The sequence below is a fragment of the Undibacterium sp. Jales W-56 genome (assembly GCF_025548535.1).
Lineage (GTDB): Bacteria > Pseudomonadota > Gammaproteobacteria > Burkholderiales > Burkholderiaceae_D > Undibacterium.
The window spans coordinates 1,178,758-1,203,012 of record NZ_JAJLQW010000001.1; the positions used below are offsets into that span (position 1 = coordinate 1,178,758).

The window sequence follows — 24,255 nt, forward strand, 5'->3', positions numbered from 1 at the left end:
AGAAGCACTTTGTATTAAACTGACCGATAATGTTAATAACTATCTTTAAAGAAACAATGGAGTAATTCATGGCCGATCAGAACCTGAAGTTTTTAGTTGTAGATGATTTTTCAACGATGCGTCGTATCGTTAGAAATTTGCTGAAAGAACTTGGCTATTCCAATGTGGATGAAGCTGAGGACGGTGCCATGGGACTGGCCAAATTGAAGAGTGGCGATTTTGATTTTGTAATTTCAGACTGGAATATGCCAAATATGGACGGCTTGACAATGCTTCAGCATATTCGTGCTGATCCTGCATTGGCGAAAATGCCTGTACTGATGGTGACCGCAGAAGCCAAGAAGGAAAATATTATCGCCGCTGCGCAAGCCGGAGCAAATGGTTACGTGGTCAAACCATTCACTGCCGCAACTCTTGACGAAAAACTCTCCAAAATTTTTGAGAAATTAGGAAAGCCTGCGTAGCAAAGAATAACCTGTCAAGGAGCTACGATGACTAATGGTACGAACGTCAATGATCAGCATGATGAACTACTTTCAAGAGTGGGTCACATGACTAGGTTGTTGCATGATAGTTTACGTGGCCTGGGATTGGATAAGTTGCTCGAAAGAGCTGCAGAGGATATTCCCGATGTCCGGGATCGGCTCGACTACGTCGCAAAAATGTCTGAACAGGCTGCACAGCGCGTACTTAACGCAACTGATGAGGCAATTCCACTGCAAGAGTCTCTTGACGATGGGGCAAAAAAAATTGCAACTGACTTAGAACAGATGATCTCCAGCGCGACGACATTAGAGCAATATCAGCAGACTGCACAAGAGACACTCGCTTATTTAAAACTAGTCAACATTAATAGTAAAGAGACCAAATCGCATCTGATGAATATCATGATGGCGCAGGATTTTCAGGATTTAACCGGGCAAGTGATCAAGAGAGTGACTGATATTGCACAGAATCTGGAGCAACAGCTCGTGCAATTGTTGATTGACTATTCTCCTGATGAAGTCAAACGAGAAGTTGCGGATGGTCTGTTGAATGGACCTCAGATTAATCCCGAAGGTAATGTTGATGTGGTGGCAAATCAAGGCCAGGTTGATGATTTGCTTGATAGTCTTGGATTTTAATTACTCCTTTCGCTTAATAAAATTAATACTACTTATCTCATATGAATGAAACTAATTTCATTGTTAGAGAGCCTTTGCTTGATCCCAAGCAGCGTGTCATTGGTTTTCAATTGTCCTGGCAAAATTCAAGTCAGGCGGCAGAATTAAGTGTCGATGATCTGAATTCCTTGACGGAATTTGTTGCTGAGAAACTGAATGATGAAGAAACGGGTTTTTTGTTAGGTGATAGCGTCTTATTCTTGGATGCGGTGCCAGAACTTCTTAAGGCCGAAGGCCTGAAACTTTTACCACCTAAAAATATAGTCTTGGTGCTGTCAAAGCGTGACTTCACAGATCCTGCAACACTAGAGTCAATTAAAGAATTGCGTCAATTGGGTTATGGTATTTGTATGCGTGGTGCTGACCTGAGCACGCTTGAGAGATCTTTTTTCTCTCAAATTTCACACATAGAAGTCCAGTTAAATCCCGCTAATCTGGCTTCACAAGCCAAGGTCTATGCCGCACTGAAGCAGTCGTCTGTTCGCATGGTTGCCAGAAATGTTCTTAGCTGGCAGGATTTCGATGCTTGCTCCGCCTTAGGTCTGGATTCATTTGTTGGGAAATTACATTTGACACCTAGGCCAAGTGCAGAGAAGAAGGGGCTAAATACTGCGCAGGCGACGATTCTTCAACTGATGGAAATGATTAGAAAGAACGCCGATATTCAGCAACTTGAAGCGGTAGTTAAACGAGATGCCGCTTTGGCATACAAGTTATTACGCTATATAAATTCGGCTGGTTTCGGCTTGAGAACTGAAGTTCAATCTCTTAAACATGCCGTTCAAATTCTTGGCTATAGCCCTTTATATCGCTGGTTGTCACTTTTACTTGCAACGGCAAGTACTAGTGGCTACTCCCCGGTATTGTTGGAGACGGCAATCGTTCGAGGACGTTTTGCCGAGCTTCTGGGGCAGTCTTGTATGTCTAAAGCGGAGGCCGAGAATCTGTTTGTTGCCGGTATGTTTTCTCTATTAGATCGCTTACTAGGTATTTCTATGGATGAAGTACTGTCAACGATCCAATTGCCAGAAGCAGTAACAGAAGCGTTAATCTCCCGAGGTGGTGTTTATGGACCTTATCTTGCACTTGCTGAAGCCTGTGAGCTCAATAGCATGCTGGTGGGCTCCTTGTCGGAATCTTTGCGTATCAAGCCCAATGAGGTGAATACGGCGCACTTATCTGCCTTGGTCTGGGCTAAAAATATTGCCTCTGCTTAAGTTCTCATATCATCCATAAAAAATGCGCCGATCTGGCGCATTTTTATTTTTGGAGGTTTCTTTTCACCCTGATGGAGCTAATTTTTTAGTTCCCCTTCTATGTAATGGTAATTCCCTTCCTGCCGTACTTCTTATAGCTGATATCCATATAGAAAATTGACATAGCGTTCTATGAAATAGAGGGTAATTCATCACTTATTCCTCGTATGTCATTGTCCTAATTTCGCGAATAATCCTAATTGTAGAAATGTATTGGGAGCAATTTCCCTACATTTCAGAAAAGAATGGGAGTCGGCGATGGCCGAAGAAAGCGATCTCGAAAGAACCGAACCGGCTTCACCCAAGCGCCTCGAGCAAGCCAGGGAAGAGGGGGATGTTCCGCGCTCCAGAGAATTGTCAACGTGCACCATCTTATTGGCGGCAGGTAGTGCGCTTTGGATGTTTGGCGGTGGTTTAATTCGACAATTAAACCACATGTTAATGAACGGCTTATCAATTGATCGCAGCCTGGCATTCGATTTTAATTTACTGCTTTCTAGTATCGCCGTTGGATTGACAGGTGTAGTGGTGGCTTTTGCTCCGATTGCTGGTCTGTTAGTCCTGGTTGCCGTTGCTTCTCCGTTGCTGATTGGAGGCTGGCTGTTTAGTGGCAAAGCCTTACAGCCGAATTTCTCCCGCATGAATCCCTTGTCAGGTCTGGCAAACATGATTTCCACGCGCGCTGGGGTTGAACTCATCAAGGCGATTATCAAAACGATTCTGGTCGGCAGCGTTGCTCTGATGGTTGTGATGAGTCAGAAAAACGCCATTTTTGGATTGATTCTTGAGCCGCTGGCCCAGGGCAGTGCACACATGGGGAATTTGCTTGCAGCCTGCTTTTTATCGATTGTCGGCGCTCTGGTATTTATTGCCGCGATTGATGCGCCGTATCAAATGTGGCACTACGCAAATAAACTGAAAATGACGCATCAGGAAGTGGTTCAGGAATCTAAAGAGGCGAACGGTAATCCGCAAATCAAAGCAAAAATCCGAGCTCAACAAAGAGAAATGGCGCGTCGTCGCATGATGGCAGAGATTCCGACCGCCGACGTGGTCGTGACGAATCCTACTCACTATGCCGTTGCGTTGAAATATGCCGATGGTGGTAGCGGGGCCCCGAGAGTGGTTGCCAAAGGTGCCGATGCAGTGGCTGCCAGGATTCGTGAAATAGCGGGGGAAAATAATGTCCCATTGCTGGAAGCGCCACCATTAGCGCGTGCCCTGTATAAACACACCGAATTGGGCGATGAGATTCCGGAAAAATTATATGCCGCCGTGGCGGAAGTGCTTGCCTATGTTTTTCAACTCAAAACTTTCCGCCAGCATGGCGGATTAAAACCGATTTTGCCCACGGAAATTGAAGTGCCTGCAGAACTTGATCCAAACAACGAATTGCTACCACAGTCTCCTTTAACGGGAGCTAACAACTAATGAATAGTCTGAAATTACCAGCCTGGATGAGTATCTTCAGCAATAAAGCGATTGCAGCGCCTGTGTTGATCATCATGATGCTGGCGATGATGGTCTTGCCATTGCCTGCGTTTGTTTTGGATATATTTTTCAGTTTCAATATAGCGCTGGCGATTATCGTATTGTTGACGAGTCTTTATACAGTCAAGCCGCTGGATTTTATGGTTTTTCCAACCGTGCTATTGGTTAGTACGATGCTGCGCTTATCACTGAACGTCGCCTCTACCCGTGTGGTATTGACGGAGGGACATACAGGTCCTGACGCTGCAGGCAAGGTCATTGAAGCATTTGGACATTTTTTGATCGGTGGCAATTACACCGTCGGTATTGTCGTCTTCGTCATTCTGACCATCATCAACTTCACTGTCGTGACCAAAGGCGCAGGCCGTATCGCGGAGGTCGGTGCCCGCTTTGCCTTGGATGCGATGCCGGGTAAGCAAATGGCGATTGACGCGGATCTGAATGCCGGCCTGATCGCTGAACAAGAAGCCCGTCGCCGCCGCACCGAAGTCGCGCAGGAAGCAGAATTTTACGGCGCCATGGATGGTGCCTCTAAATACGTACGCGGCGATGCTGTGGCCGGCATCATGGTAACGATCATTAACGTTGTGGGTGGCTTAATCGTCGGCATGGTGCAACATGACCTGGACTTCGCAACCGCACTTAAAAACTATACATTGCTGGCAATTGGTGACGGCTTGGTCGCGCAAATTCCTTCGTTGATTATCTCGACCGCCGCTGGTGTCGTTGTCTCACGTGTGGCCAGTGACCAAGACATCGGTGGACAATTAATTGGGCAATTGTTTGCTAAACCTCAAGTGCTGTATATCACTGGCGGTATTGTCGGTGGTATGGGCATCATTCCAGGCATGCCTCATGTCGCTTTTCTTCTTCTCGCAGGAGTATTAATTGGTGGCGGATATGTATTAACGAAAAAATCCGAGATCGTCGCTCCGCCTGAAGAGCAAGCACCGCAACAAGCAACAACGCCGGAAATGGAAGAGGCAACCTGGCAAGACATCTTGCCCGTGGATACTCTGGGATTGGAAGTCGGTTATCGCCTCATTCCCTTGGTAGATAAAGGTCAAGGCGGTGAACTGTTGCGACGCATCAAAGGTATCCGCAAAAAATTCGCCCAGGAAGTGGGGTTCCTTTCACCGCCCGTCCATATCCGCGACAATCTTGAGTTAAAGCCATCGGCTTACAAAATCGCTTTAAAAGGAGTAGAGGTAGGGACCGGCGAGGCGTTTCCAGGCCAATACCTGGCAATTAATCCCGGTATGGTGACTGGGAATTTACCCGGCGTTATAACCACCGACCCGGCGTTTGGATTACCCGCCGTCTGGATTGATGCTGCCATGCGTGAGCAGGCCCAAGGCATGGGATATACCGTCGTTGATGCCGGCACGGTGATTGCCACCCATCTGAATCACTTGATTACTTCGCATGCGGCAGAACTTCTTGGTCGTCACGAAGTGCAGCAGCTCATAGATCACTTAGCTAAGGAAACGCCGAAATTAGTCGAGGAGTTGGTGCCTAAGTTATTGCCGCTATCCATATTGCAAAAAGTATTGCAAAACCTGCTGATCGAAGGGGTGCATATTCGTGATATGCGAACCATTATCGAAACTTTGTCAGAACATGCGATGCACACACAAGATGCCAATGAGTTGACGACCTATGTTCGGATTTCATTGGGACGCGCCATCGTTCAGCAGATATTCCCATCAACCAATGAGCTGACGGTGATGACGCTGGATAATCGCCTGGAACGGTTGTTGATGCAGGCTTTGCAGACCAATGGGGCTGACGGCGCGGGGATTGAACCTGGCTTAGCCGACACCTTGGCAAGTCAAACCGAAGCTGCTGCACAGCACCAGGAACAAATGGGCTTGACGCCAGTGTTATTGGTGCCTGGTCCTCTAAGAGCATTATTGTCTCGTTTTTTAAGAAGGACTTTGCCTCAGCTGAAAGTCTTATCGCAAGCAGAACTACCTGAAACTAAAACTATTAAAGTTACCAGCCTCGTTGGAGGGCAATTATGAACGTCAGAAAATTTTCGGCAACTACATCGCGTGAAGCGATTCGCTTAGTCCGGGATGCACTCGGTTCCGATGCGGTTATTTTATCGAATCGCAATGTTGACGGTCGGGTAGAGATACTGGCGATGACTGATGAGGTCGTCAGTTCCCTTGTGACGCCTGAGCATGAAAAAATAATGGTGCCGGATGTGCCAAAATTCACGCCTCGGTTTCCATCAGAAGAAACGCAGCACTATGCTTCGATGAATGTACCGCGCTTTGATAACGAGCCATCTCATCAGGTAAGTCCCGGCGAAATATCCGCGGTGATGCATGAGATCCGTTCAATGCGAGGCATGCTGGAGGCGCAACTGGCAGAGCTTTCATGGACTAATACGCAAAAGCGTCAGCCGAAAAAAGCCGAAATATTACGTGAAATGCTGGCGACAGGATTTAGCGCCAGTTTGTCCCGTTTTTTAATCGAGAAAATGCCAGAATCCGACAATCTAGTCAGTAGTTTGGATTGGATCAAAGCCATACTCAATAAAAACCTATCGACGATTTCAAACGAGAGCGAAATATTGGAAAAAGGTGGCGTGTATGCCCTGATCGGGCCAACCGGTGTAGGAAAAACCACCACAACGGCCAAATTGGCGGCGCGTTGCGTGATGCGCCACGGCCCGGCTAAACTGGCACTGATTACAACAGACGGTTATCGTATTGGCGGGTATGAGCAATTACGTATTTACGGAAAAATCCTGGGAGTTATGGTGCATTCGGTCAAAGATGAATCCGACTTGCGCATTGCTTTATCCGAACTCAAGAATAAACACACAGTCCTGATCGATACTGTAGGTGTGAGCCAGCGTGACAAAATGGTGGCAGAGCAGATTGCCATGTTGTCCGGAGCGGATAGCAATGTGAAGCGACTCTTGTGCCTGAATGCCACCTCCACTGGCGAAACCTTAAGCGAAGTAGTGCGCGCTTATCAAGGTAAAGGCGACCTGGCCGGTTGCATCTTGACCAAGCTCGATGAGGCTGCAACGATAGGCGGTGTGCTGGATATCGCGGTGCGCCAGAAGCTCAATATCTATTACGTCGCCAGTGGTCAGCGCGTGCCCGAGGATCTTCATGTTGCCAATAAGCAGTATCTGGTCGATCGTGCTTTTAAACTGAAACGGGAGACCTCTGCCTTCAGTCTGCAAGACGATGAGCTGCCGATGGTGATGGCAAATGCAGCAATGGCAAATGCGATTAATCCAGGTGCTTTGCGGGAGGTGTCTCTTGGCTAGTTTCGATCAGGCAGAAGGGCTGCGCCGTATGTTAGAGGCGCCAAGGCCGCATGTATTGACGTTTTTGTCTGCCTTACGAGAGGATGAAAAGAGCAGCATGCTGGTGAACCTCGGTGTGTCGCTGGCCAGGCAAGGACAAAGAATTCTGATGGTCGATGCCCGTTCATCCAGCAACAGTATCGGTGCGTGGCTGAACTCAGATTCTGAGAGTACCCTGTTGGATGTCGCACGACAACAGCGTACAATGAAAGAGGCGGTTAAAATAATATCGTCCAACCTGTCGGTTTCCATGCTGTCAAAATATGCAATCAATTCAACGCGATTGCCGGCTGAAAATGCGAGGAAATTGTCGCGGGTTTTTGATGTCGCAGCGAATGCTGTTGACTTGGTGATCGTGGATGGTGAAATCGATCATAATGATGCTTTTCCTCTCGCGTCGTTTGAGGAGTCTGATGTGGTAATACAAGTCTCGGCGAATCCTGTAACCATAAAAAATGCGTACGGTTTAATCAAACGAGTCAATAGCCGGGTTGGTCGCCGCTCTTACGGTATTTTGGTTTCTGGGGCAACTGAACAGTCTGCGAGACTGGTGTATGCCAACATGGCCCAGGCAGCGAGTCGCTATTTGGCTGTGCCATTGCATTTTGTGGGTTACATACCCGAAGACGATCATATGAAAAAAGCCGCTCATCTAGGTCGTGCGGTAATTGATGCGTTTCCTTTAGCCGGAGCGTCAATTGCTTTTTCCAAACTTGCAGAGCAGTTGACAATGACTGCCTGTTCAACATTGGGATTGCGCGGCTTACCTGAGCTGGGTGTTGGCATCGGAATTTAAAAGAATTTATGTACACTGCCAGCGGAAAGTCAGATAAAAACTCTCTACTCACAGAGCATGCCCCTCTGGTAAAACGACTTGCCTATCAACTGAAAGCGCGTTTGCCACCCAGTGTGGAAGTAGATGATCTTGTTCAGGCAGGCATGATCGGCCTGCTGGATGCAGTCAATCGTTACGAGGACACTCACGGCGCTCAATTTGAGACTTATGCAGTCCAGCGCATACGCGGTGCAATGCTTGATGAGTTGAGGAACAGTGATTGGTTGCCGCGCGGGGTGCGCCAGAATATGCGCAAGATCGAAACGGCGATGAACGCACTTCAGCAAAAACTCGGCAGGCCACCGTTGGAAACGGAAGTCGCCAAACAATTGAAATTAAGTTTGGCGGAGTATCAGGATGTCTTGAGTGAAAGTGGTGGTCACCAGCTGGTGTACTACGAAGACTTTCACGATGCGGATACCAAAGAGCATTTTCTTGATCACTACTGTACCGATCAGTCCGGTGATCCTTTAGAAGATTTATTGCATGGGGATTTTCGTGATGCAGTGATTTTTGCGATCGACAGCCTTCCTGAGAGGGAGAAACTCTTGATGGGGCTGTACTACGAACAGGAATTGAATTTAAAAGAAATCGGCGCGGTTATGGGCGTCTCCGAATCGCGCGTTTCGCAATTACATAGCCAGGCAGTGGCTCGACTAAGAGCATCTTTAAGGGAGAAAGCGTGGACTGGGCTAGCATAATTGGGCTTGTATTGGTTATTGCAGGCGTGTTCTCTGGCCAGCTACTCGAGGGAGGACGTCTTTCCTCTCTGGTGCAGCCCGCTGCATTCGTGATTGTTGTGATCGGTACGATTGGCGCCGTTTTACTGCAAAGCAGAATGCCAACCTTTATCCGTGGCGTCCAGATGCTGAAATGGATCGTATCCATGCCGATTGATACGAGCAAGAAAACGATTCAGGAAGCCTTAATCTGGAGCGTAGTTGCTCGTAGAGAGGGTTTTCTCAGCCTGGAACGGTATATGGGGGCGAGTAAAGATCCGTTTATCAGCAAAGGACTACGTCTCGTCATCGACGGGATAGATCCTACCCGGTTAAAAGAAATTCTGGATGTGGATATTTCTTTATATGAGATCGAACAACGCCAGGCAGTCAAAATTTGGGATGCTGCCGGTGGCTATTCTCCAACCATAGGCATACTTGGTGCTGTTCTTGGCTTGATTCATGTCATGGAGAACCTGTCCGATCCGAGTAAGTTAGGTAGCGGTATCGCCGTCGCTTTTGTCGCAACTATCTATGGCGTAGGTTTGGCCAATTTGTTTTTTCTGCCGGTCAGCAACAAGCTTAAGGAAATTATCAGTCGCGAAGTGACACGACGTGAAATGCTGTCGGATATCTTTTACAGCATTGCCTTGGGTGACAGTCCTAGAGTAGTAGAAGAACGTCTTGCCAATCATAAAAAATAGGCCCGTCATGGCAAGAAAAAAATATCACGAGGAGAGTGACAATCATGATCGTTGGCTGGTGTCGTATGCCGACTTTATCACTTTATTGTTTGCATTTTTTGTCGTGATGTACGCCATATCATCTCTGAATGAAGGTAAATATCGTGTGTTGTCTAATTCGCTAACAGGGGCTTTTGGCCGGGCACTTGTGGTGCATTCAGCGAATAGCGAGGTCGAACCCACCATCAAACTTGACCCTGTCCGGTTAATCAAACCGAAGAATCTCGAACCGCTACGTAAAGAGCGCGAGCAAATGACGGGTATGGCGCGAGATATTTTGAGCGTGCTTGAGCCCTTGGTGCGTGAAGGGAAGGTCCGTGTCAGTCAAACCAGTCGTGGCGTCACGATTGAAATCAATGCCAGTGTCTTGTTTGCTCAGGGCGAAGCTAAGTTGAATGTGGATTCTTATCAGGCCCTGAAAGCCATTGCATCAGTCTTGAAATCTGATACTCATGCGATTCAGGTTGAGGGGCATACAGATAATCTGCCGATTAAGAATTCCAGTTTTCCATCGAATTGGGAATTGTCCGCAGTTCGCGCAAGTACCGTGGTGCGCCTGTTCACCGAAAACGGTGTAGATGAAAACAGGATGACGGCAATTGGTCAAGGTCCGAAATTGCCTGTGGGATCGAACGATACAGTGGAGGGGAGAGCGCGCAACCGCCGCGTCACTGTCACCATTTTGGCGATTTTGCCGGAAGCTGCTATTGATGTCCCATTAGCCAATACTGAGAAAAAAACAAATACAAATTCAGCCAATAACTAGGCCACGACCCGTAATATTTTGTATTTTGGCTTGTCCATTGGGACCGTACATTGCGCCTGCAGGATTGTTTTGCTGAAGAATATTGAGCGCGCCTTGATTGCGCGTTAACTGGCGATTGATCAAAATGCCGTTCGTACGGTTGATTTCTTTCGCTTTTTCAGAGGCCGCCAGAAGTTGAGTCCAGGCATCCGCGATCATAGTTGCGGATGGTACTTGTACCAGAAGTGCATTAATGCCCGCCAGGCCAGTTGAAAATCCCATTTCTTCCAGATGTGTACTACGGATTTTTTCTAATTCAGCGACTTGCGCGATCGATTGGCCTTTACGCTTGGTAAGCTCATTTAAGTCATTAACATGTCCTTCAATCAGCGCAGCTTGCTCCAGTTTCAATATCTCAGATAACGACGTCATTGCTGAAAGTTCGTTTTGAAGACATTGATCTAATTGGGGCAGTTTTGCGCTGGAAAGGTTCATGATGATCGTTTTCTTGCGTTGAGTAAATCTTTGACGGTTTCTAGTAAGCCATCCGCGACTTTTTCAGAATTCACCTGAAAACGTCCTTCAGAGATGGCCAGCTTAATTTCTTCTACTTTTTTTGCCTCAAATACAGAACTGCTCGCTTGCGTGTTCTGCAAAGCTTGCAATTGCGTCGATAAAGATGAAATCTGTACCTTGGCAGAAGGAGTAGAAGGGACTTCTGCTTTTTCTGCCTGTTGGTCAGTACGGACTTGTTGCGGCCCGGTTGGCAGTCCAGAAGCGCTCTTTAGTGCATCATTAATTTTCACAGCATCACCCTCTATGTTGGGATTCCTATACATCTACATCATGTATATCGGCTGCGATCATTTAAACTTTAACTTCATTTACGGAAATATTGTACTTTTGAGAAATTTTATTGTTAATAAGTAATCTCAATAACACCACCGGCTTTGGCTATGCCACTGACCACCTGACCCGATAAAATTTTTACTTTGGCAACTTGTCCTTCACTTGCATTATTTAAAGCCTGTCCGTCAGTTGCCACCTGAAATCCCTTGCCAGTGCTGGTAACCCGGACTGATTGCCCTTGCTGAACGACCATCGGATTCCTCAAATTATCGGTTCTTACTACCGTACCGGATGCGACTGACACATTTAACGACTTACCGATTGCCTGACTGGGGGTGGTAATCGAACCGGATGGTAAATTTGACAATTCTCCATTTAATTTCGTCAAATCACTGGATGAAATGATCTGCCCTTGCGCAAGATTACTGGCTGTTACGTAGTAGTCGCCTGTGACCTGAATATTTGCTGACAAATACACAATCCAAGACGTAGGAGCAGTGCATCGCACGCCCACGGTGATTTTCCCCCAGGGTTTACTCCCGGGAGGAAGGAATGCCAACGGATTTGAACAACTAGCCAAGGTGAGGCGGTTATCAATTGCACCCACCGTAATTTGCGGCTGACCGGTCAATCCTGCGGTCTGTAATTTCAAATACTCTTCCGCTATCTGTCGGATTCGTTGCGGATCCTCCGACTGCCCGTAGGCAACGGATGTCAGCAGGCATGACAAAAATAAAACAAATAGCTTTTTCATTTGAACTCTATTGAAAACGTGTATCTGCAGTGTAGTCGTTTTCAGAAGTCCCGAATCAGGGAATAGACGGCTTTTTCCTGTTCTTCTCAAATGATCGCTCTTGCTTTTGCGGGGATAAGATGCAAAGCATCAAAAACCGTTTTGGTTGTCGGTAGTTTTGCTAAGCAGGTAAGGGAGGGGCGATGAGCAGCAAAGTGGATGATTATTTGCGATTCCATGAGGTGGCACTGTCGATTCGAGGGCAGCGTCAACAAATGATTGCATCGAATATTGCCAATGCAGATACGCCTAATTATAAAGCGCGTGACATTGATTTTTCTACTGCAATGAACAACGTCTTGCAGAGGAATGCCAATCAGGCTTCGTCCGAACTCGCAAAAACATCCCCTCAGCATCTTGATCCTCAGGGCGCTGCCGGCGGCGGTGCGCCACTGTATAGGACTACGGTGCAGGGGAATGTCGATGGCAACACCGTCGACATGGATGTCGAACGGAATCAATTTGCTGAGAATTCTTTGCGCTATGAGGCGAGTTTGACCATTCTCAATATGCAGATACGCGGCATGCTTGCTGCAATTCAGGGGTAATCATCATGTCTTTGTTTAATATTTTTAACGTCGCCGGCTCTGCCATGAGCGCGCAAGCGCAACGACTCAATGTCGTTTCGAGTAATCTGGCTAATGCCGATAGTGTTACCAGTTCAAATGGTCAGCCTTATAAGGCAAAACAAGTGGTTTTCAGTGCAGTGCCGGTGGCCGACTCGGTTTCTACCGCAGTTCGGGTAAAAGAGGTGGTGGAAGACAATAATCCGCCTAAACTGATGTACGACCCCAAGCATCCATTGGCAGATGAAAAGGGGTATGTCGCCATGCCTAACGTGAATGTGATTGAGGAAATGGTGAATATGATTTCTGCATCCCGTTCTTATCAGACCAATGTTGAAACGATGAACGCAGCCAAAACCATGCTGTTAAAAACACTCACACTGGGCCAATGATCGCCGCCAGATGCTAAAGGAAAATTGAAATGACCGCCATACAAACAAAGACCGTCGATCCAACGCTACTCGCGTCCATTAACGGCTCGACCACTGCCAAGACAACTACCCAAGAGGCGCAAGATCGTTTTATGACCTTGCTGGTGACGCAGATGAAAAACCAGGATCCCTTGAACCCCATGGACAATGCGCAAATCACAAGTCAGTTAGCGCAACTGTCGACGGTCACAGGTATCGATAAATTAAATGCTACGGTAACTGCGCTGAACGCTAATTTCCAGGCTTCTCAAAATCTGCAAGCTGCCAGCATGATAGGACATGGCGTTGTCGCCGCAGGAAATAAGCTAGGCCTGTCGCAAGGTAAGGGCTTGTATGGCGTAGAGTTGACGCAAGGTGCCGATAAGGTCGACGTCACGATTAAGGATGCTTCAGGTTCAGTCGTTAAAAAACTCAGCCTGGGATCGATGGGGAGTGGAATTAATCCATTAACTTGGGACGGTACCAACGATCAAGGCGCTGCGGCTCCCGATGGTCAGTATCAGATCGAGGTCAGCGCTACCACCGGAGGTAAGGCGATTGATGCGACGGCTTTGAGTTTTGGCATGGTTTCAAGCGTGACGTCAGGTGCCCAGGGTGTCAAATTAAATGTGGCAAACGTCGGCGATGTCGGCCTGGCCGATGTTAAAAAAATTTACTAGCTCGCAAACAAGCTAATTCATTTCCAGTAAAAGGAGAAATATCATGGGTTTTCAACAAGGTTTAAGTGGCTTGAATGCGGCATCCAAATCATTGGATGTGATTGGTAATAATATTTCCAATGCAAGTACGGTCGGTTTTAAGCAAGCGCAAGTGCAATTCGCCGACGTTTTTGCCAATTCGCTCAATGGTGCTGGTGGCGCGCAAGTGGGTATCGGTACCAGAGTCGCTAACATTGCACAGCAATTTTCGCAGGGCAATATCACCTCGACCAATAATCCACTTGATATTGCCATTAACGGGAATGGATTTTTCAGGATGTCCACCAACGGTGCGATCACCTACACCAGGAATGGCCAATTCCAGCTGGATAAAAACGGCTACATGGTGAATGCGCAGGGCGCACAATTAACTGGTTATGTGGCAAATGCGAATGGCGTATTGGCAACTGGTTCCGCGACAGCGATCAATATCAATACGACAGATATCGCGCCCGCACAAACCGGAACAATCAATGCGATATTGAACCTGGATTCCCGTAATACCGTTCCCGGCGGTGCCGTACCGATCGCGTTTTCACCTACGGATCCGACTTCCTATAATCAGTCGACCTCAGTGGCTGTGTATGATAGCTTGGGTAATTCACATGTATTGCAGACTTTCTTCGTCAAAATTAATCCGGCCGTAACACCGCCGACGGCACCGGCAACGGCAGAATGGAACGTTTTTGCCACTAGTGATGGCGTACCTATCGGTTATGTTCCTCCTGCTGCCGCAGTTCCTCTGGGTAAATTGGGTTTTGATAATCTGGGTAAATTAGTTGCGGCAACGCCGGCTTTCAGCGCGATTGATCCAAAAGCTTTAAAAGTGACTATTCCTGTTGCTAATGGCGCGATTACGCCGATCTCTACGCCGCTCAATGTCAAATTAGATATGACGGGCAGTACGCAATTCGGTTCCGACTTTAGTGTCAGTTCGCTAAAGCAGGACGGCTACACGTCAGGCAAACTATCCAAATTTAACACCTCAAAAGACGGCACCATTGTCGGTAGTTATACCAATGGTAAAACATCGGTTCTCGGGCAGGTTGTTTTGGCGAATTTTACCAATCCCAATGGCTTGCAATCGCTTGGCGGCAATCAATGGACTGAAACTTCTACCTCTGGTCCGGCATTGATCGGCACGCCAGGTTCTGGCGGACAGGGTTTGTTGACCTCATCTGCGGTTGAGGATTCGAATACGGATCTGACTGGTGAGCTGGTCAACATGATTACGGCGCAGCGTATCTATCAGGCCAATGCTCAAACCATTAAAACACAGGATCAGGTCTTGCAAACCCTGGTGAATCTGCGTTAAGCCTGATGAAATCATGTATGCATCCAGTGTTTTTTAACAGGAGACTGCAATGGATAGGCTGATCTATACCGCGATGACGGGCGCCAAGCACATCATGGAGCAGCAGGCGACCACGACGCACAATCTGGCGAATGCCACGACGACGGGATTTCGCGCGCAGTTAGATTCCTTTCGTGCCGTGCCTGTGATCAGTGAAGGGTTGCCGACCCGGGCTTTTGTGGTGGATGCTACCGTCGGTACGGATTACGCGACAGGCGCCATGCAGATGACCGGGCGCGAGCTGGATGTGGCGGTGCAGGGTAAAGGCTGGCTGGTCGTGCAGCGGCCAGATGGGAGTGAGGCGCTGACCCGTCATGGTAGTCTTAAGCTGAATGAAAACGGTGTGTTGCAAACCCAGAGCGGCCTTAATGTGGTGGGCGACGGCGGCATCATTACGATTCCGCCGGAAGTCTCCGTTGCGATCGCCAAAGACGGCACCGTTTCAACAATTCCTAGCGGTTCCAAACCCAATGCTGTGCAGGTCATCGGCAGGCTGAAGCTTGCCAATCCGCCGGAAGATAATTTAGTCCGCGGCGATGACGGCCTGTTTAAAACCAAGGATGGCAGCGCAGTTGATGCAGATCCGGCGGTCGGCGTGGCCGGCGGCATGCTCGAAGGAAGCAACGTGAACGTCGTTGAGTCGATGGTCACGATGATTTCTCTGGCGCGCCAATTCGATATGCATATGAAATTACTGCAAAACGCGGAGAGTAACGCGACTAAAGCCAGTCAGATCTTGACATTGAGTTGAGTTCGATTGCTGCAGAATGAATAAAGAGATAGATGTACCAGTTGCGCGTTGGGTAGATTAGGTAGAAATGGGAGAAATGACATGATACGTTCACTATGGATAGCAAAGACCGGCCTGGATGCGCAGCAGACGCAGATGGATGTAATTACCAATAATCTGGCAAACGTCAGTACGACAGGTTTCAAACGCTCCAGAGCGATCTTTGAAGATCTGCTGTATCAAACCATTCGCCAGCCAGGTGCGCAAAGCTCTCAACAAACACAATTGCCGTCGGGTTTGCAACTCGGCGTCGGCGTTCGTCCCGTAGCGACTGAGCGGATTTTCACCCAAGGTAATTTGCAACAAACCGGTAATAGCAAGGATCTGGCAATTCAGGGACAAGGTTTTTTTCAGGTTCTATTGCCGGACGGATCAACAGCCTATACCAGAGATGGCTCTTTTCAAGTCGATAGTCAAGGCCAGATGGTGACATCGAGTGGTTTTGTCATTCAACCGGCGATCACTATCCCGGCAAATGCACAGAGCATTACGGTAGGTCGCGACGGGACTGTCTCGGTGACGCAGCCAGGCGCCGTTGTGCCGGTACAGGTTGGCTCAATTCAACTGGCAACGTTCATTAACCCGGCCGGTTTAATGTCAATGGGAGAGAATTTGTACGTCGAAACCGCTGCCTCGGGTAATCCCGGCACCAACACACCGGGTACGAATGGCGCAGGCTTGCTGAGCCAGGCGTTTATAGAAACGTCGAATGTGAATGTGGCGGAAGAGCTTGTCAACATGATCCAGACCCAGCGTGCATACGAGATCAACAGTAAGGCAATTACTACCTCGGATCAAATGTTGCAAAAATTGACGCAACTGTGAGTTCGCTATGAAACCTTGCTTTTTCTTGTCGTTTATTGGTGTGCTCCTGGCGACTGGATGTAGTGTTGTGCCGCCAGCGATTGTCCATCAGCCGATGACGGCCACACCTATTTCTGCTAAACCACAAAAAGAATTGAACGGCGCGATATACCAGGCAGCCTCTTATCGTCCTTTATTTGAGGATCAAAAAGCCAGATTACTGGGCGATATCCTGACGGTCACTATCAGCGAAAAAACCAGTGCCGGAAAAACGGTCGCGAGTTCCGCTAAAAAAAGCGGCAGCACAAGTTTTGGTGTGCCTTCGTTCCTAGGACTGTCATCGGCAGTAACGAGCAATGCCTCCTTGTCATCGACATCGGCAAATAAATACGATGAAACGGGCGCGCAAACCGCCAGCAATAACTTCACTGGCACCATTTCCGTCACGGTCATTGACGTTCTGCCAAACGGTAATTTGCTGGTGAGCGGCGAGAAACAGCTGGCGTTTGATAAAGGTGCTGAATATGTTCGTTTCTCTGGTGTCGTGAATCCTGCAACGATCACGGCGGCCAACGTGGTTTCCTCAACGCAGATTGCGGACGCGCGGTTTGAATATCGATCTACAGCGAGAATCGATAAAGCCGAGGTGAATTCATTGCTGACCAGATTTTTCCTGAGTTTTATCCCTTTATGATCAGCCGCAGGTGAGACCATCATGAAATTACATTGGATCAAATTTTGCCTGACGTTCATGTGTCTGTTGAGTTTGACTGCGGCGCAAACTTGCCAGGCTGAGCGACTCAAAGATATCGCAGGTATTCAAGGCGTGCGTCAAAATCAATTATTGGGCTATGGTTTAGTCGTCGGTCTGGATGGCAGTGGCGACCAGACTACCCAGACACCGTTCACTGTTCAAAGCATTATCAGCATGCTGCAACAACTCGGTGTCAGCATTCCGGTAGGTACGAGTTTGCAGTTGAAAAACGTTGCGGCAGTCATGGTGACCGCCTCCTTGCCACCGTTTGCCCAGCCTGGCCAGACGCTCGACATCACGGTCTCATCGATGGGTAATGCTAAAAGCCTGCGCGGCGGTACCTTGTTGATGACCCCGCTCAAAGGTGCCGATAATCAAATTTATGCGATGGCACAGGGCAATGTTCTGGTCGGCGGAGTCGGCGCTGCTGCTGGCGGAAGCAAAGTGCAGGTGAATCATCTGAGTGTAGGAAGAATTTCTTCCGGTGCGACCGTTGAAAAGGCGGTTGCCTCTTTGCTGGGACAAGACGGCGTGATTCACCTTGAACTGAATACCTCTGATTTTTCTACCGCATCCAAAGTGGTAGATGCAATTAACAACAAGTTTGGTGCTGGGACCGCGGCAGCAATGGATGGTCGTGTCATACAAGTGCGCACGCCGCTAGGCAGCGATCAGCGCGTTGCTTTTTTGGGTAATCTGGAAAGCATCGAAGTCACTCCGGCGCAAATCGCCGCAAAAGTGATCTTGAATGCAAGAACCGGATCCATCGTCATGAATCAGGCTGTGACCCTGGATACCTGTGCCATCGCGCATGGTAATTTATCCGTCGTGATCAATAACGACACTTCCGTCAGCCAACCGAACGCGCTTTCTGGCGGACAGACTGTCATTACGCAAAAAGCGGATATCAGCGTTACTAAGGATGCGGGGCAGTTGGTGACCCTGAAAGCCGGTACGAATTTGAGTGATGTCGTCAAAGCACTCAATGCGATAGGTGCGACACCGCAGGATCTGCTGGCTATTTTGCAGGCAATGAAAGCGTCTGGCGCCATGCGCGCTGAGCTTGAAATCATCTAGGGATTCCCAATGATAGGACGCACCGATATCACTGATAAGCTGGCTTTTGACTCAAAGAGCCTGGATGGACTTAAGCAATCCTCCAAAGATAATTCGCCCGAGTCGCTGAAGGCGGCGGCCAAGCAATTTGAAGCACTGTTTATGAATATGATGCTGAAGTCGATGCGCCAGGCCGGCGGGCAGGACGGTCCTTTCGATAATGAACAAAGCAAGATGTACACATCCATGCTCGACCAGCAATTGTCGCAAAATATGGCAAATCGGGGCGTCGGTTTAGCCGATGCCCTGGTCAGGCAGTTGTCGAACAATCAGGTAAATCAGCTACTGCAAGCAGACGGTGTAACTCAATCCGGTATGCCGAGTCCAAGCAGCAGTATTCGCGGAATCGAATCCTATCTGGATGGCATGAAGCTGGGGCAGCAAGTTGTTCCACAAGGAAAAACATCCGGCAGTACCGCCACCCATGTCAGAGAGTTCCAACAAAAATTAAGCGCTCATGCGGAGCAGGCAAGTGCCGAAACCGGCATTCCGGCAAAATTCATGTTGGGCCAGGCCGCGCTTGAAAGCGGTTGGGGTAAGAAAGAGATTAAATCTATAGACGGCACACCTAGCCATAATCTGTTTGGCATGAAAGCAGGCAGTCAGTGGAAGGGGAAAACGGTGGATGCCGTGACTACCGAATACGTAAATGGCGTTGCTTGTCGTAAGGTGGAAAAATTCAAAGCCTATGATTCATACAGCGAAGCCTTCAAAGATTATGCGAAACTATTGACGAAAAATCCACGCTATGAGAACGTTATTGCCAATGCAAAGGATGCAACTAGTTTTGCCTATGGTTTGCAAAAGGCCGGTTATGCAACCGATCCGCAGTATGCGAATAAGTTATTCAAAATAATCAATCACACTTTGTCTACCTGAAGATGACGTTTTGATATTTAATGAACCCGCAAGCTGGGTGCGCCTGTTGGCACGAAATGCCGCTGAAAGCCGCATCCAGTCTGCGGTTTCGATATGAATTGTTTTAAACAACTTGTCGTTTTGCGTAATTAATCAAATGACCATTGATTAAAGTTTTGCCGAATTTTTCCGAAAACAACAGTGATACCGCTCAATAGAGCAGCAACCGATACTTAAGCAGGATCAATCATGGGTTCAAATATTCTCGGCATTGGACAAAGCGCGTTAGCGGCTGCGCAGCTGGGTATTGCCACGACCGGACACAATATTGCGAATGCCTCCACGGTTGGTTATAACCGCCAGGTATTGTCTCAAAGTGCTGCTGCCCCTCAAAGTCAGGGCGATAATTTTGTCGGGCAGGGAACAAAAGTTGACCAAATAGCACGTGTTTATAATGAATTTCTTGGTCAGCAAGTTAATAATTCCCAATCCACCAGCAATCAGGTGAGTACCTATCTTTCTCAGATCTCACAAATTAATAACCTGGTAGCAGACGCATCTGCCGGCGTATCTCCGGCCTTGCAAGATTTTTTCAAATCCGTCCAAAACTTGGCCGCCAGCCCTAACGGCTCGGCAGGAGCCGCCGCCAGACAATCGACTCTATCGTCTGCTCAGGCACTGGTATCCCGCTTTGCGGGTTTGCAAAACCGGATCGATGAAATCCGTAATGGCGTGAATAGCGAAATCCAGACAACCGTCGGTACCATTAATAGTTATGCATCGCAAATTTCCGAGTTAAATAAAACCATCGAAAAAGCGCAAAGTGTCTCTAGCGGCGGCGCTGGCCCGAACGATTTGCTGGATCAGCGTGATCAATTGGTAACGGAGTTAAGCAAACTGACAAAAGTCTCGGTAGTCAAGCAAGGTGCTAAATTTAATGTTTTTATTGGTAGCGGACAGGCTTTGGTCGTCGGCGACAATGTGAATACGCTGGCGGCGTCGCCTTCGCTGACAGATCCATCGCGGCTTGATGTCGCCTATGTTGCCAATGGCAAGTCAGTGCTGTTATCTGAAAATAGTCTCCCGGGAGGTAAGTTAGGCGGGTTGTTCGACTTCAGAAGCACTACCTTGGATGTTGCGCAAAATTCGCTTGGCCGCGTTGCCACGACCTTGGCGACAACCTTTAACAGTCAGCATAAATTAGGACAAGACCTGAACGGCCAATTAGGCGGCAATTTCTTTAATGTTGCAGCGCCGGTCAGCTCCCCAAGCAGTTCCAACACCAGTACCGCAGGAATCAACGCCACCATCACGAACGCCAGCGCATTGACGACGAGCGATTATCGTCTGCAGTTTGATGGCACGAATTATAAAATTACCCGCCTTTCGGACAGTAAAACGCAGACATCTCCGACCCTGCCATTGGTGATTGACGGCGTTACTTACCAACTGGCGCCGCCCCCTGCCGCTGCAGTCCCTGCTGCGGGCGACGAGTTTTTAATTAAGCCGACAGTCAATGGGGCTGCCGGTCTCAGTGTCGCGATTTCGGATACCTCTAAAATAGCTGCGGCAGGTCCAACGACTACAGCCGCACCCAGCACGAATACCGGGAATGGCAAGATTAGCCCAAGTACAGTTGATTCCACCTACACTCTGGCCAGTCTGGCGATCCCGGTGAAACTGGCATTTTCAGCCAATGCTTTTACGGGTTTTCCTGCCGGCTCCAATGTGACGGTGACCAATAATGGTGTTACTACCTCATATGCACCTTATGTCGTTAATACCCCGGTTGCCTATACAAGCGGCGCCACAATCAGTTTTAGTGGTGTCAGTTTTACCGTAACGGGTACGCCGCAAAATGGCGATGCATTTACTGTGTCCCAAAATACGAATGGTTCTGGCGATAGCCGAAATGCCGTATCTCTGGCCGCCTTACAAACAGCGAATACAGTGGCTGGCAATACGACGAGCTATCAAGGCGCTTACGCGCAGTTTGTGAGCCTGGTCGGTAATAAAACGCATGAACTTGAAGTGACTGGCGCATCAGAAACAAAGTTATTAGCACAATCTGTGCAGGCACAACAGTCTCAGTCCGGTGTGAACCTGGATGAGGAAGCGGCAAACTTATTACGCTACCAGCAGGCTTACCAGGCTGCCGGCAAGCTCATGCAGATTGCCGGTCAATTGTTTGAAGTACTGTTGTCCATTAAGTAGTAAGGAAAAATCATGCGTATCAGTACGAGTACCATATATGAAACTGGCGGTGCCAGAATCAGCGATTTACATTCGAGCTTGAATAAAACCCAGCAACAAATTGCTGCAGGAACGCGTATTCTGGCGCCATCGGATGACCCGGTCGGTTCTGCCAGAGCGCTGGTACTTACTCAGTCAAACGCGATTAATGATCAGTACGCAATCAATCGTCAAAATGCCAAGAACAGTTTGAGTTCGGCGGAGACCGCGTTACAGAGCGTGACAACGACATTGCAAAACGTAAAGACTTTAATCGTTAACGCGGGCAATGGCGCCTTGTCAGATCTGGATCGGGGTTATATCGCAACGGAATTGCAAGGCAATTTAGATCAACTTTTGAGTCAGGCAAACGCCACAGATGGCACCGGGAATTATTTGTTTGCGGGATTTTCTAATACCAGTGCACCCTATGTAAAAACTGCGGGCGGTGCTACCTACACTGGCGATCAAGGGCAGCGTTTTTTGCAGGTAAACACGTCCAGACAGTTAGCCGTTAGCGATATAGGTCCTGCAATATTTGGGAATATCAGGACGTCGAATGGACAGTTTAACGTGGTCGCCAATCCGTCCAATACGGGAAAATTAGTCGCTACTGCCGCAATTAATCCGGCTACTGCGGGCGCCTTAACCGGTAATAACTACGACGTAGTGTTTGACGCCACCGGCGCTAATTTTAGTGTCATCAACAGGACAACCAATACAACCGTTGTGCCATCCACTGCTTACACTAGTCCACAGTCGGTTACTTTTGATGGCATTACGACGACCTTAACCAATACGCCTACTGGGCCAGGTGCGGGCGATAAGTTCTCTATCCAGCCAGGCAATCAGGATATTTTTGAGACTTTGACAGATTTAATTAATATCCTGAAAGTGCCTACCAGTACGCCTAACGCAAAACTTGACCTGACCGCAGGTTTGACTCAGGCGAATAATAATCTGGACAAGTCTTTGTCCAATGTGTTGAGCTCAAGAGCAAACCTGGGTACGAGTTTGAAAGAAATCGATGAGCTGAGCAGTGCTGGCGACAGTATAGGTGTCGCATATAAGCAGGCTATCTCGGAGATTACCGATCTGGATTATGCGAAAGCGATTACTGAGCTGAACCAACAGCAAGTGACCTTACAGGCGGCTCAGCAGTCTTTTGTAAAAACTTCCGCATTGTCATTGTTCAGTTATATTAATTAAAGTTTTAAAGACGATCGCAAAAATACTCGGGCATTGTCTTCTCTGTGCCGTTTTGATACGCAATGCAGCACTTACTTGCATCCGATTAAACTGGTTCTGCAATAGCTTCGGATGCAGCTCAGGCGGCTTTCAAAGCCGATAAAGCATTTTCAACGACCCTGGCAATGGCCAGTATCCTTGCGTCCGCATCAGCCACGCCAGCAATACTCAAACCGACCGGTAAGCTCCCTTGTTCGTGACAGGGGAGTGAGATTGCGCAGCCGTCGAGAATATTGATGGACGCCGTATTCCTCAGTAACAGGCCATTTGCCTGAAAGAAGGCATCGTCAGATGCGATTAATGGCGCAATTTCAGGCGCTACGATAGGTACGGTGGGCATCAAAATCGCATCGTATGGCGCAAGCGCCATTTCCATGTGTGCGATCCATTCTGTGCGCGCTTTGTGCATATCGATGTAATCAGCCGCGGAAACCTTGGCGCCAAGCTGGATGCGTTGCGCTACTCGTGGATCATATTCTGCAAATCTTTCAGCCAGCAGATGCCGGTGCCATGCATACGCTTCCGGTGCTGAGAACATCGCCATGGATCGATACTCCGCCAGCAATTGCATCGGCGTTTCTATAATGTGCGCGCCAGCAGCAGACAGGTAAGACAGTGCTCTGCTAAATGCGCTGGATACATGCCGGTCCATGTCGTCTAAAAACAGAGTTTGCGGCACCGCCAGGCGCAAACCTTTGAGCGCTAATTCGGGTACCCTGATCGGCTGTTCTGCAATAAGGTGATCCATCAGGATACAGTCATCGACGGTATGCGCCATTGCGCAAATGGTATCCAAGGTAAATGACAGCGGGATGGCGCCTGATCTTGCTACTCTGTTTGCCGTAGGTTTAAAACCCGTCAGGCCACACAATGCGGCTGGAATCCTGATTGAGCCTCCGGTATCCGAACCGATCGCCGCCACACATAAGCCTGTAGCGACCGATACGGCAGCGCCAGACGACGAGCCGCCCGGTATCCTGGCGGTCGTCGTATCAGCAGGGTTGGGTGCCGTACCGTAATGGGGATTAATTCCAACGCCAGAATAGGCAAATTCCGTCATATTGGTTTTGCCGATGATGGCGGCGCCGGCTTGCCTGAGTCGCCGGACGACCGGCGCATCTTCTGTCGCCGGCGGCGCGCTTTTCAATACCGTGGATCCTGCCAGCGTGGGCTCACCTGCGACATCCAGCAGGTCTTTAATCGATATCGGCAAGCCGGCAAGCGGCGACACTGCAGGCATCTTTAGCGCACGGATGTTGTCCGCATATACCGCAGCGGCGATAGCCGATTCTGGGTAGAGTGTGGTAAAAATCGCCTGACTCTGTTTCGCCACTTCCAGACTTGCTTCTACATAAGCAAGACGCGATTGCAAGATGGGAGAGTTTATTGATTTGGAATTGGGACGCTTCATGCGAAAATGAGAACCTTGATAAATAAAAAAGATATCGCACAGTGTATTTGATTTATTTGCATAGCGTA

The 24,255-nt window shown here is 48.6% G+C and carries 25 protein-coding genes; 21 read left to right on the plus strand and 4 right to left on the minus strand.

Going from position 1 to position 24,255, the window contains the following annotated elements; translation table 11 throughout:
- Positions 1-68: 68 nt before the first annotated feature.
- From cheY to motD, 10 genes are all read left to right on the plus strand, one after another.
- Positions 69-464 carry a chemotaxis response regulator CheY gene (cheY, locus tag LPB67_RS05375; protein ID WP_262836013.1) on the plus strand — a complete coding sequence of 132 codons (396 nt, stop codon included), beginning with the start codon at positions 69-71 and terminating at the stop codon, positions 462-464.
- Positions 465-491: 27 nt separating this feature from the next.
- Positions 492-1,124 (plus strand): protein phosphatase CheZ, encoded by a 633-nt coding sequence (gene cheZ, locus LPB67_RS05380; RefSeq protein ID WP_262836014.1) that lies wholly within the window; start codon positions 492-494, stop codon positions 1,122-1,124.
- A 41-nt stretch (positions 1,125-1,165) separates the two neighbouring features.
- Positions 1,166-2,380: an EAL and HDOD domain-containing protein gene (locus LPB67_RS05385; RefSeq protein WP_262836015.1), complete on the plus strand. Its 1,215-nt coding sequence runs from the start codon at positions 1,166-1,168 to the stop codon at positions 2,378-2,380.
- A gap of 297 nt (positions 2,381-2,677) precedes the next feature.
- The gene (gene flhB, locus LPB67_RS05390; protein ID WP_262836016.1) at positions 2,678-3,850 is read left to right on the plus strand and encodes a flagellar biosynthesis protein FlhB; all 1,173 of its coding nucleotides are present in this window, start codon (positions 2,678-2,680) and stop codon (positions 3,848-3,850) included.
- Positions 3,850-5,934, plus strand: coding sequence for a flagellar biosynthesis protein FlhA (flhA, locus tag LPB67_RS05395; RefSeq protein WP_262836017.1), 2,085 nt, complete (start codon positions 3,850-3,852; stop codon positions 5,932-5,934). The genes flhB and flhA overlap by 1 nt, the downstream gene beginning before the upstream one ends.
- The gene (gene flhF / locus LPB67_RS05400; RefSeq protein WP_262836018.1) at positions 5,931-7,202 is read left to right on the plus strand and encodes a flagellar biosynthesis protein FlhF; all 1,272 of its coding nucleotides are present in this window, start codon (positions 5,931-5,933) and stop codon (positions 7,200-7,202) included. Before flhA ends, flhF begins: the two co-directional genes overlap by 4 nt.
- A gap of 97 nt (positions 7,203-7,299) precedes the next feature.
- Complete coding sequence (locus tag LPB67_RS05405; protein WP_262836019.1) at positions 7,300-8,037, plus strand: MinD/ParA family protein; 738 nt, start codon at positions 7,300-7,302, stop codon at positions 8,035-8,037.
- Positions 8,038-8,045: 8 nt separating this feature from the next.
- Positions 8,046-8,777, plus strand: coding sequence for an RNA polymerase sigma factor FliA (locus tag LPB67_RS05410; protein WP_262836020.1), 732 nt, complete (start codon positions 8,046-8,048; stop codon positions 8,775-8,777).
- A complete protein-coding gene (locus tag LPB67_RS05415; RefSeq protein ID WP_262836021.1) occupies positions 8,759-9,499 on the plus strand; it encodes a flagellar motor protein in 741 nt (246 codons plus the stop codon). The genes LPB67_RS05410 and LPB67_RS05415 overlap by 19 nt, the downstream gene beginning before the upstream one ends.
- Positions 9,500-9,506: 7 nt before the next feature.
- Positions 9,507-10,304, plus strand: coding sequence for a flagellar motor protein MotD (gene motD, locus LPB67_RS05420; RefSeq protein ID WP_262836022.1), 798 nt, complete (start codon positions 9,507-9,509; stop codon positions 10,302-10,304).
- On the opposite strand, the gene LPB67_RS05425 is transcribed toward motD, so the two are convergent.
- From LPB67_RS05425 to flgA, 3 genes are all read right to left on the minus strand, one after another.
- Positions 10,290-10,778, minus strand: a complete 489-nt coding sequence (locus LPB67_RS05425) for a flagella synthesis protein FlgN (protein ID WP_262836023.1) — start codon at positions 10,776-10,778, stop codon at positions 10,290-10,292. The two genes, motD and LPB67_RS05425, sit on opposite strands and share 15 nt — an antisense overlap.
- Positions 10,775-11,089: a flagellar biosynthesis anti-sigma factor FlgM gene (gene flgM, locus LPB67_RS05430; RefSeq protein WP_262836024.1), complete on the minus strand. Its 315-nt coding sequence runs from the start codon at positions 11,087-11,089 to the stop codon at positions 10,775-10,777. Before flgM ends, LPB67_RS05425 begins: the two co-directional genes overlap by 4 nt.
- 113 nt (positions 11,090-11,202) lie before the next feature.
- Complete coding sequence (flgA, locus tag LPB67_RS05435; protein ID WP_262836025.1) at positions 11,203-11,886, minus strand: flagellar basal body P-ring formation chaperone FlgA; 684 nt, start codon at positions 11,884-11,886, stop codon at positions 11,203-11,205.
- Positions 11,887-12,068: 182 nt separating this feature from the next.
- Between flgA and flgB the strand changes: the two genes are divergently transcribed.
- The 11 genes from flgB (at position 12,069) to flgL (ending at position 22,737) form a co-directional block, all read left to right on the plus strand.
- Entirely contained in the window at positions 12,069-12,473 is a 405-nt protein-coding gene (flgB, locus tag LPB67_RS05440; protein WP_262836026.1) for a flagellar basal body rod protein FlgB, read from the plus strand.
- A 5-nt stretch (positions 12,474-12,478) separates the two neighbouring features.
- Positions 12,479-12,883 carry a flagellar basal body rod protein FlgC gene (gene flgC, locus LPB67_RS05445; protein ID WP_262836027.1) on the plus strand — a complete coding sequence of 135 codons (405 nt, stop codon included), beginning with the start codon at positions 12,479-12,481 and terminating at the stop codon, positions 12,881-12,883.
- Positions 12,884-12,912: 29 nt separating this feature from the next.
- Complete coding sequence (locus LPB67_RS05450; protein WP_262836028.1) at positions 12,913-13,581, plus strand: flagellar hook assembly protein FlgD; 669 nt, start codon at positions 12,913-12,915, stop codon at positions 13,579-13,581.
- 43 nt (positions 13,582-13,624) lie between these two features.
- Positions 13,625-14,935 (plus strand): flagellar hook protein FlgE, encoded by a 1,311-nt coding sequence (gene flgE, locus LPB67_RS05455; protein WP_262836029.1) that lies wholly within the window; start codon positions 13,625-13,627, stop codon positions 14,933-14,935.
- 49 nt (positions 14,936-14,984) lie between these two features.
- Complete coding sequence (flgF, locus tag LPB67_RS05460) at positions 14,985-15,725, plus strand: flagellar basal-body rod protein FlgF (protein WP_262836030.1); 741 nt, start codon at positions 14,985-14,987, stop codon at positions 15,723-15,725.
- A gap of 81 nt (positions 15,726-15,806) precedes the next feature.
- Entirely contained in the window at positions 15,807-16,589 is a 783-nt protein-coding gene (flgG, locus tag LPB67_RS05465; RefSeq protein ID WP_262836031.1) for a flagellar basal-body rod protein FlgG, read from the plus strand.
- Between the two features lie 7 nt (positions 16,590-16,596).
- Positions 16,597-17,262: a flagellar basal body L-ring protein FlgH gene (locus LPB67_RS05470; RefSeq protein WP_262836032.1), complete on the plus strand. Its 666-nt coding sequence runs from the start codon at positions 16,597-16,599 to the stop codon at positions 17,260-17,262.
- A gap of 21 nt (positions 17,263-17,283) precedes the next feature.
- Positions 17,284-18,399, plus strand: coding sequence for a flagellar basal body P-ring protein FlgI (locus tag LPB67_RS05475; RefSeq protein ID WP_410482700.1), 1,116 nt, complete (start codon positions 17,284-17,286; stop codon positions 18,397-18,399).
- 9 nt (positions 18,400-18,408) lie between these two features.
- On the plus strand, positions 18,409-19,317 hold the full coding sequence (flgJ, locus tag LPB67_RS05480; RefSeq protein WP_262836033.1) for a flagellar assembly peptidoglycan hydrolase FlgJ: 909 nt from the start codon (positions 18,409-18,411) through the stop codon (positions 19,315-19,317).
- Positions 19,318-19,545: 228 nt separating this feature from the next.
- Positions 19,546-21,510 carry a flagellar hook-associated protein FlgK gene (gene flgK, locus LPB67_RS05485; RefSeq protein ID WP_262836035.1) on the plus strand — a complete coding sequence of 655 codons (1,965 nt, stop codon included), beginning with the start codon at positions 19,546-19,548 and terminating at the stop codon, positions 21,508-21,510.
- 12 nt (positions 21,511-21,522) lie between these two features.
- On the plus strand, positions 21,523-22,737 hold the full coding sequence (gene flgL / locus LPB67_RS05490; protein ID WP_262836036.1) for a flagellar hook-associated protein FlgL: 1,215 nt from the start codon (positions 21,523-21,525) through the stop codon (positions 22,735-22,737).
- A 118-nt stretch (positions 22,738-22,855) separates the two neighbouring features.
- Here the strand turns inward: flgL and LPB67_RS05495 are convergent, their stop codons facing one another.
- Positions 22,856-24,187, minus strand: coding sequence for an amidase (locus LPB67_RS05495; RefSeq protein ID WP_410482701.1), 1,332 nt, complete (start codon positions 24,185-24,187; stop codon positions 22,856-22,858).
- Between the last annotated feature and the right edge of the window lie 68 nt (positions 24,188-24,255).